Below are 8954 nucleotides of genomic sequence, written 5' to 3' on the forward strand. Positions count from 1 at the left end.
AAACAGTAATCAGTAATCAGTAAACAGTGAAAAGAAAGTAGGAAACTGCCATTTAATACTGCTTGCTTAATACATAAGTACCTAAGCAAAATTAATTACACATCCAAACCGTCAGCAGTTACTCCGTCAGCTTTTTGCTGTGATCAGTAAACAGTGAACTAAAAACTCAAATCTGATCCCGTCTCCCGTCTCCTGTCTCCTGTCTCCTGTCTCCTGTCTCGACTGGGAAATTAATTTTGCATGACTACTTACTGCTCACTTAATACTCAAAACTGATAACTGATAACTGATAACTGATAACTGATTATGTTTTGGCGCATTATACTACTTACTTTTCTGATTCCATCGGTCTATGGGGTGTTTGGCTGGTCGATCGCCCATGAGCGTTTATCATGGAGTGATTGGTTAGTTGTCCGCGGTGATGAAATGAATTGGACTCTCACTAGCGAATGGCTAGAAATCATCATCTATACCCTAGCGGTGGGGGTTATCCTCTCAATTGCCCTAGGATTAACTTTGTTTAGTCACTTAATGCCGCTATTTTTCCGCAGTTGGTTTAAAAACGATATTAGCGCTGTATTATCAATTCTCGGCTGGTCTTTGGCGGTAGTCTTTATCTTCCACAAGTGGGCGGTATTTAGTCGAGTGTTAATCCTATTAGCTGCTACTATCCTCGGTCGTCTAGAACTTCAGGAAGCAGGTTACAATAGGTGGCAAGTTTTCCTGATGATCACCATCCTCTGCTTAGGTAGTTTTGGCTTGGGCATTTGGGCTTATAATCTTTGGGGTCAAGAATTTCATCGAGTTACTACTGATTAATCTTATCTGGTGCGTGGGGTGCGGATTACTAATTTTGGTTTTTCATGCCAAGGTTATCGCCGCCAACACGCACCCTACAAAATTGCTTATCTCTAATTGTTAAAAAGTATGCCAAAAAAAAATAACGATACGCTCAAACGAGTCTTAATTGTTTCCTCTGGTTTAGTATTTCTGGCTTTAATGGTGGTGCCAACTTTAGGTTTACTGAAAAATAATAATTCTAATTCTACCCAAGGCAGTCAACCAGGGCAAGAGGCAACTATTCCTCCCGAAAAATTAGCAGCAATGGTCAAAGGTTACGAGAAAATTCTCGAACGTGAACCGGATAACCCCACTGCTTTGCAAGGACTGGCGGAAGCTCGCCTACAGTTAAAAGATTTTATCGGAGCCAGAGAACCTTTAGAAAAGTTATATCAAAAATATCCCGACAATCTGGAAGTTATGCTGGTTCTTTATGGAACAAGATTACAAACTCAAGACGTTTCTGGGGCGAAAAGTCTCCTAGAAAAATTAGTCAAAGACTATCCCCAAGAACCAAAATTTAAAGAAGAATTAACTCGCTTAAATCAAGCGATTGCGGCAGCTTCCCAACAGCAAACCCCAGAACCTAAAAAGTAATGAAAAAAGAATTAATTATCGAAGCTGGGGGAACTAAAAGACAATATCGAGAATTTTTTATTTCTTGACTTGGCGCAATTATCGGCATTGCTTGGGCATTACTGCGGCGTTTCTTCGGTAAATTAGCCCGTTTGCCTAGGGATGGCGCTGCCCCAATAAGCTAGGACGCATTCTAAACGCCTATCCTTAGATTAGCTGAATCTCCCCCGCCCCCCCAACCCCCCCGACATCGGGGGGATTCTTGCCTCTTGCAAGAGTGCCTCATCTCAACAAGCAATTTAAATTTGCGGGCAGCGGCTCTCCCAGCTTTGGTGGGTAAAATGTATTCTAAGATACATTTCTCAAGAGCGAGGGGGTGGAACGAACCACAAAGACACAAAGGACACAAAGATCGATCGATCCTATGTCAATTAAACTTATCACACAGAACCTAGAAGAGCCGGGCAGCCTATCATCTAACCCTGACATTAGCTCACTTTGTTAGATAAGAACTTTTTTAAGAATTATGATCGGCCTATAATAGTAACTGTAGTCACCCCTATCCTTTAGGGATAATTCTTGGTTTAGGGTTGATGTCCTTCAGCGCAAGCGAGATAGGTTATGAAAATTAGCGAACTAGAAAACTACTTAGCTCAGGTTAAGTCAGAGATTGGTGACATCGATATCGTCTATCAATGTCGCAACCAGCACTATAGTTGGTTGGACAAAATTAGAAGCCATCAACTGAAAGTGTTAAAAAATACCGCCGACACTAAATTATTGATTTCTCTGCAATAGCCATTTTCTCTTGCTAGATGCCGGCCCTGCAATCCGGTTTATCTAATCTGCTTAACAGTTTATCTTTTCTTCACTGTCGATAGGTTCTTAAACCAGCCGCGTCGCCAAAAGAAAATGATTAAACTGAAAGCAACGGTTAGCATCAACACCCAGACGAATACATAGCCCCAATACCATTCTAATTCGGGCATATTATAGGGGGATTTATCAGTATTAAAGTTCATGCCGTAAATACCGACAATGAAGGTGAGAGGGATAAAAATCGTCGAGATTACCGTTAAAGTTTTCATAATCTCGTTCATTTTATTACTCACGGAAGACAAGTAAAAATCCATTAAACCATTGGCAAATTCCCGGTAATTTTCGATAACATCGAGGATTTGTACCACATGGTCATAACAGTCCCTTAGATAGGGTTTAATCGTTGTATCGATGACAATGTACTCATCGCGTAAAAGGGCATTGAGGGTGTCTCTTTGCGGCCAAATTGCCCGTCGCAGGGAGAGTAATTCCTGACGTAGTTGGTAAATTTTTGATAAAGTCTGTTCCGTGGGACTGGCTAAAATTTCGTTTTCTAGCTCCTCGATTCTTTCTCCGTAGGACTCTAAAACGGGAAAATAACCGTCAATAATGGCATCCCAAATCGAGTAGGCTAAATAACCCGATTTTTGCTGCCGGATGGAACCTTTATTTAAACGGATTCTTTCCCTAACTCCCTCTAAAGAATCGTATTGTCCTTCTTCCTGCACGGTTAAAACATAATTCTTGCCGACGATTAAACTGATTTGTTCTAGCAAAAAACCCTGATGATCGATCAGGATGGCCATTGGCACTATAATTAAAATATAATTCTCGCATTCTTCTACTTTTGGTCTTTGGGGAATACTGACTATATCCTCCAGGGTTAGGGGATGTAAATGAAAAATTTCTCCCAACTCTTGCAGTTTATCTTCATTACCCAAACCGACGATATCAACCCAAGAGATGGAATCATTGGATAAATATTTAAGACAGTCTTGAGGTAAGAGATTATTAACTATAGTGGCTTGTTGAGAGTTATAATTAATTAAAGATATCTCGGTAGCAACGGCATTTTCATCGATGGTGATTAACCCCGGCATCGTCCCGGGTTGGTTATAGTGATAATCATAAAGGTGGGGTTTTGTCTCGGAGGATTTTCGCCCTTTTTTATACCTAGTTAATCTTTTGTTATTGCTCATAGTCGAGATCGATCGCTGTTGGCCTTTTCTTAGCATTGATCACTCAAAGATTCCTCAATTTTTAGCTAACTTTAAGATTGTCCAAGATTGTTAAAAAACGAAGATTAAACGTAAATGCCAATTATTAGCCGTTTCCCTCTCTATTTCGATGCGACGGATAAACTCGCGAAAATAAAAACGGCGCTCGATTTCCGATAAATCTCGCCAAAATTGCGGAAAAGCAACGGCACGAGCGATAATAGTCAGGTTATCGGGGGGTAATTGGTCTAAACGTCCTTGAATCTGCGCGATCTCGTTTTTCAGTTTATAGGCCCGTAGATTAGCCGTTTCTCGATCTAAAATTCCCGCCGCTTCTAGGGAGGACAATTGCGACAAAATATCGTTTTTTTGCCCTATTTCCTCGCTCATTCCCCGTTTGATCGCCTCTAAATCCGGTAAAGCTATCTGAGCGATCGTCGGTGGTAGGTCTTGACAAATGCGCTCGATTGTGCTATCTAGAATTTTCTCATAAGCGATCGCTGAACATTTTTTCGTCCGGGGACATTGCAAAGGTCGCAAATAGAGGTATTCTAGGCCCTTTCCTCGCGCCGTCACTTTGGTAATCGTCATCCCCGATTGACATTGACTACAGACGACTAAACCCGCTAAGGAACGCGGCGCGCTGGCACTGCGGGGGGGTAATTTGCGATTATTTCTCAAGATGCGATCGATCTGGGCTGCTTCTTCCCGGGAGATAATCGGGGTGTGGGTATCGGGGATAATATCTTGACCGAGATAGCACAAATCACCGCGATAAACGGGATTAGTCAGCCATTTATGGGCAGTAGCTACCGATATCTTTTTACCGTAGCGTTTTTCTAGATAGCGCACCGTGGAACGCAGGGAAGCGGAAATCAAAAAGCGATCAAAAAAGTCTTTGACTACCGGCGCGGTACTGCGATCGAGTATATAACGCTCCTTGCCACGACGATAACCGTAGGGAGCTTTTCCGGGGGGAGGCAAAGCTTGCAGACGATTGTGAGCGTGACCTGCTTTTAAACGATTACTTAGTTCGTTTTTTGATATTTCTTGCAGAATCTTGGCAAAATTCAGCTTATAATCTGGGTCTTCTAGGACAATTATATCTATGTCGAGGGCTTCTAAGGATTGTAAAATTTTGCTAACTTCCGTGCCATTGTCTCCCAATTCTGCTAGGCGACGCAGGATCAGCAGTCGGGGGGGAGTTCCTTGACAATCGCGCAGCAGTTGCTGCCGTTGTGATCGATCGCCAAAATCCTGATACACTTGTTCGGGAGAATAGGCCCAAATCGAGCTATCGGGGGGACTATCGAGGAGGGGATTGGTATAGGTGTAGGCGATAATTTTCATGGGATTAAGGGTGGAAAATCACGATCAGCACTCCTGAAAAGGCCTTGATTTTTATCAATTAGCCTCTCCACTTCCAAGCGCTTATGAGCAGGAATCCCAGGATTGGAAGCTAAAATGATCATCGTCTTAACTCCGGTTTATTTGATTAATTCCACCCCATCTTTGCCGTCAATCTCCTGTAGATAAACTCTTACCTGTTCCTCGGCTGCGGTGGGGAGTTTTTTGCCGGTAAAATCCGGGTGAATTGGTAATTCCCGATGACCACGATCAACGAGGACTAATAAGCGGATTTTTTGCGGTCTGCCATACTCAATAATAGCATTAAAAGCGGCGCGGATCGTGCGGCCTTTATAGATAACATCATCAACTAAAATCACGGTTTTACCCGTGACATCTAGGGGCATTTTGGTTTTAGCAGGAGTGCGGGTTTTAATGCGATCAAGATCATCGCGATAGAAGGTAATATCGATCGCTCCCACGGGAACTTTTACCCCTTCTAGGCTCTCAATTTGACTAGCAATTAAATTAGCTAAAGGCACTCCTCGCGTGTAGATACCGATCAAAATCAAGTTATTTAAATCGCCACTTTTTTCGATAACTTCGGAAGCTAAACGGGTAATGGTGCGACGAATTTCGTCAGCCGAGAGAATTTCAATTAACTGTGGGCGCATAATTTTCAAAGACAAGGGGGGATAGGGAAATTTTGACGGCAATGGACTTTTTTTTTCTTTTTCTTTTTTCTTTTAAAACCATCTTCCCACTAAGGAATATAATTATTTTCACTTACCTATTTTAACTTGATCGCTCATGAGTGATGAATTATTGCAAAAATCTGCCCTAGAATTAGCCCAACTGATTCGCACTAAACAAATCTCCCCCCTAGAATTAACCCATTTATACCTTGACAGAATTGAGAAATTTGACAGTCAAATCGGTAGTTTTGTCCATGTCGCCGGGGAAAGCGCCCTAGCAACTGCGAGCGCCCAAACGGAACAATTAAGTCAAATCACCGCTACTGCCGAATTACCGACTTTTTTTGGAGTTCCCACCGCCATTAAGGACTTAAATGCCGTCGCTGGAATGCCGGTTAGTTACGGAGTCGCCGCTTTACAGGGAAATATCGCCCAATACGACGAAGGAATCGTCGCCAGAATGAAAATGGCGGGTTTTATCCTTCTGGGCAAAACTGCCACTTCCCAGCTAGGTTCCTTTCCCTACACCGAAAATCCGGGTTTTTTGCCGACTCGTAACCCCTTCAACCGCGATTATACCGCAGGAGGTTCCAGTGGCGGCGCGGCGGCGGCGGTAGCGGCGGGTTTCTGCCCGATTGCCCAGGGTTCCGACGGTGGTGGGTCTATTCGTACTCCGGCGGGTTGTTGCGGTTTGGTGGGGATAAAACCCAGTCGTGGGCGCGTTTCCTATGCCCCGGTGGGGGAATTTCAAAGCGGTATCGCCACTAACGGCACTCTTTCTAAGACGGTGGCAGATGGGGCGGCGCTGCTTACCGTGATTTCGGGCTATACGACGGGCGATCCCTACTGGCTACCCGATCCGCCCTTTTCTTTCCTAGAAGCCACTCAGAGAGGCGTAAAACCCCTGAGAATCGCTTTTTCTACTTCCATATCCCCCTTCGGCGAGGCGGCTGCCGTCTATAAAAATGCTGTGATCGAGACGGCTAAAATTTTAGAGGGTATGGGGCATCATTTAACGGAGTATTCTCCCGATTTACAGGCTTTAATCGCTCCTTTTCGGCGTATTTGGCAAGCGGGGACGGCAGCGACGGGAATTCCGAAGGAGTTATTAAGTCCCCTTAACCAATGGTTATTAGAGAATTCTGGCAGCGCGGGGGAATACCTGCAAGCGGTGCGGCAGATGCACGTTATTTCGCGGCAAATTGTGGCGATGTTTGATAATTTTGATGTCTTACTTTTGCCCATTTTCCTACATCAACCCCCCGGAATTGCTGAGTGGGAAAATTTACCACCGGAAGAAGCGGTTAATAAGATGATTGCTTGGATTGCCCCTTCCCCCATTGCTAATGCGAGTGGTTTACCCGCGATTGCTTTACCCACAGGGGTTGATAGTCAGGGTTTACCCGTGGGAATTCAGTTAGTGGGCAAACCTGCTGATGAAATCACTTTGTTAGGTTTATCGGCACAATTAGAGGCAGCTAATCCTTTCGGTTTGAGGGCTAATTTTAACTAGCAATACTTTCGGTAAATTGGGGAATAGAAGCGATAAGTTTACGCGTGTAATCACTTTGGGGAGAGTTAATAATTTGGTTAGCTGTACCCATTTCCTCAATTTTACCTTTATTCATCACCATAATCCGATCGCTCATAAATCTGACAACACTTAAATCGTGGGAAATAAAGATATAAGTGAGATTAAATTCCTGCTGTAATTCTTTGAGTAAATTTAAGACTCCCGCTTGCACGGAAACATCTAAAGCAGAGACAGATTCATCACAGATAATAAACTGAGGATTTAAGGCTAAAGCGCGAGCAATACACACCCTTTGTCGTTGTCCTCCCGATAATTGATGGGGATAGCGATCGAACCAAGTAGGATCAAGTTTAACTCGTTCTAATAAATATTCTACTCGTTGCCGTCGCTTTTGGGAATTGCCGCCGGTATGATGAATAACCATCGGTTCTAAAATTGCTTTACCAATGGATAAACGGGGATTCAGGGAGTTGTAGGGATTCTGAAAAACTATCTGTAATTCCCGTCTCAGTAGTCTTAATTTTGGATCGCTGGGGTTTAATTTAGCGAGATTTTCTCCTCGGAAATAGATATTTCCAGAAGTAGCAGGAATTAAGCGCAGAATTGTCCTTGCTAAGGTAGATTTTCCGCAGCCAGACTCACCGACTAAACCGAGGGTTTCCCCCTGTTTAACGGCAAAACTGACGTGATCTACGGCATTAAAAAAGGTCTTTACTTGCCCGAAAACTCCCTTAACTGGAAATCTAACCGATAAATTTTCTACCGATAAAATATTCTCGTGATCTTGTAACCCTTCGATTCTGCTTTCTTCCTCCTGGAGAGTAATAAACTTAACTGCCGGTGGAGTAATTTCCTGTAATTCAATAATCTTACCTTGAGAGTCTTTTTCCACTCGTAAAAAATCGCTGACGGTGGGCAATTTTTCTGGACGAGAGTTTAAGCGGGGACGACAGGCAAGTAAACCTTTTGTGTAGGGATGTTGGGGATAATTTAATACTTCTTCTTTCGGTCCCTGTTCGACAATTTCTCCTTGATACATCACGACAATTTGATCGGCAATTTCGTTAATAACTCCTAAATCGTGGGAGATAAAAACCATTGACATTTCTCGATCGCTTTTACACAAATCGCGTAATAATCTTAATATTTCTGCTTGGACAGTCACATCCAAAGCGGTGGTTGGTTCATCGGCAATTAATAGGGTAGGATTACAAGAAATCGCCATGGCAATCATTACCCTTTGTAATTGTCCCCCCGATAATTCGTGAGGATAACGCTTGAGAATTGCCTCTTTTTGTTCCTGAATATAAGTTCTAATTTTTTCTCTGACATGACCCTTATTTTCTAAGGGAAAAGTTTCTATATACTTCTCCTCTAACTGTTGATCACTGGGTAATAAGCGCACTTCTTGCAGTAGAGAGATGGCTTGATTTTTTGCCTGTTCAGTGGTGACTTTTTGATGCAGTAAAATTGCTTCGGTAAGTTGAAAACCGATGTTATAGACTGGATTAAGAGAACTCATGGGTTCTTGGAAAATCATCGCCATTTCTCCCCCGCGATAATAACGCAATTCTTCCGGGGGAATAGATAATAAATCTACTGCTTGCATTGACGGACCTTTTGCCGGACGAAAGGAAATTTCTCCCCCGGTAATTTTCCCCGGAGAGGGAACCAGTCCCATGAGTGCAAGGGAGGTGACGGATTTTCCTGAACCCGACTCCCCCACACAACCGAGAACTTGACCTTTCTGCAAGCTAAAACTAATGTTATTAACTGCGACTGTTGTTCTTTTCTGATTAGAAAATTCAACGGTGAGATGGCGAACGTCGAGAACTTTGTTATCCATAGCTCTTTAACTGGTGAAACCTAGCATCATCTTAACCTAAGTTGTCAATTTTAACTATATAGCAGTTATCTTATTGGTCA

Annotated in this window: 8 protein-coding genes; 4 read left to right on the forward strand and 4 right to left on the reverse strand. The window is 43.1% G+C overall.

Going from position 1 to position 8954, the window contains the following annotated elements:
- Positions 1-306 precede the first annotated feature (306 nt).
- From MICAI_RS07660 to MICAI_RS26340, 3 genes are all read left to right on the forward strand, one after another.
- Entirely contained in the window at positions 307-819 is a 513-nt protein-coding gene (locus tag MICAI_RS07660) for a hypothetical protein (protein WP_008199954.1), read from the forward strand.
- 108 nt (positions 820-927) lie between these two features.
- Complete coding sequence (locus MICAI_RS07665; protein WP_008199957.1) at positions 928-1437, forward strand: tetratricopeptide repeat protein; 510 nt, start codon at positions 928-930, stop codon at positions 1435-1437.
- 600 nt (positions 1438-2037) lie between these two features.
- A complete protein-coding gene (locus MICAI_RS26340; RefSeq protein ID WP_008199960.1) occupies positions 2038-2214 on the forward strand; it encodes a hypothetical protein in 177 nt (58 codons plus the stop codon).
- 59 nt (positions 2215-2273) lie between these two features.
- Here the strand turns inward: MICAI_RS26340 and corA are convergent, their stop codons facing one another.
- From corA to pyrR, 3 genes are all read right to left on the reverse strand, one after another.
- Entirely contained in the window at positions 2274-3434 is a 1161-nt protein-coding gene (gene corA / locus MICAI_RS07670; RefSeq protein WP_039899808.1) for a magnesium/cobalt transporter CorA, read from the reverse strand.
- Between the two features lie 90 nt (positions 3435-3524).
- A complete protein-coding gene (locus tag MICAI_RS07675; RefSeq protein WP_008199965.1) occupies positions 3525-4802 on the reverse strand; it encodes a recombinase family protein in 1278 nt (425 codons plus the stop codon).
- Between the two features lie 137 nt (positions 4803-4939).
- A complete protein-coding gene (gene pyrR / locus MICAI_RS07680) occupies positions 4940-5473 on the reverse strand; it encodes a bifunctional pyr operon transcriptional regulator/uracil phosphoribosyltransferase PyrR (RefSeq protein WP_008199968.1) in 534 nt (177 codons plus the stop codon).
- A gap of 136 nt (positions 5474-5609) precedes the next feature.
- On the opposite strand from pyrR, the gene MICAI_RS07685 reads away from it, so the two are divergent.
- Complete coding sequence (locus MICAI_RS07685) at positions 5610-7007, forward strand: amidase (protein ID WP_008199970.1); 1398 nt, start codon at positions 5610-5612, stop codon at positions 7005-7007.
- On the opposite strand, the gene MICAI_RS07690 is transcribed toward MICAI_RS07685, so the two are convergent.
- Positions 7000-8874: an ABC transporter ATP-binding protein gene (locus tag MICAI_RS07690; protein ID WP_008199972.1), complete on the reverse strand. Its 1875-nt coding sequence runs from the start codon at positions 8872-8874 to the stop codon at positions 7000-7002. The two genes, MICAI_RS07685 and MICAI_RS07690, sit on opposite strands and share 8 nt — an antisense overlap.
- Positions 8875-8954: the final 80 nt, after the last annotated feature.

It is taken from the genome of Microcystis sp. T1-4, from assembly GCF_000297435.1.
GTDB lineage: Bacteria > Cyanobacteriota > Cyanobacteriia > Cyanobacteriales > Microcystaceae > Microcystis.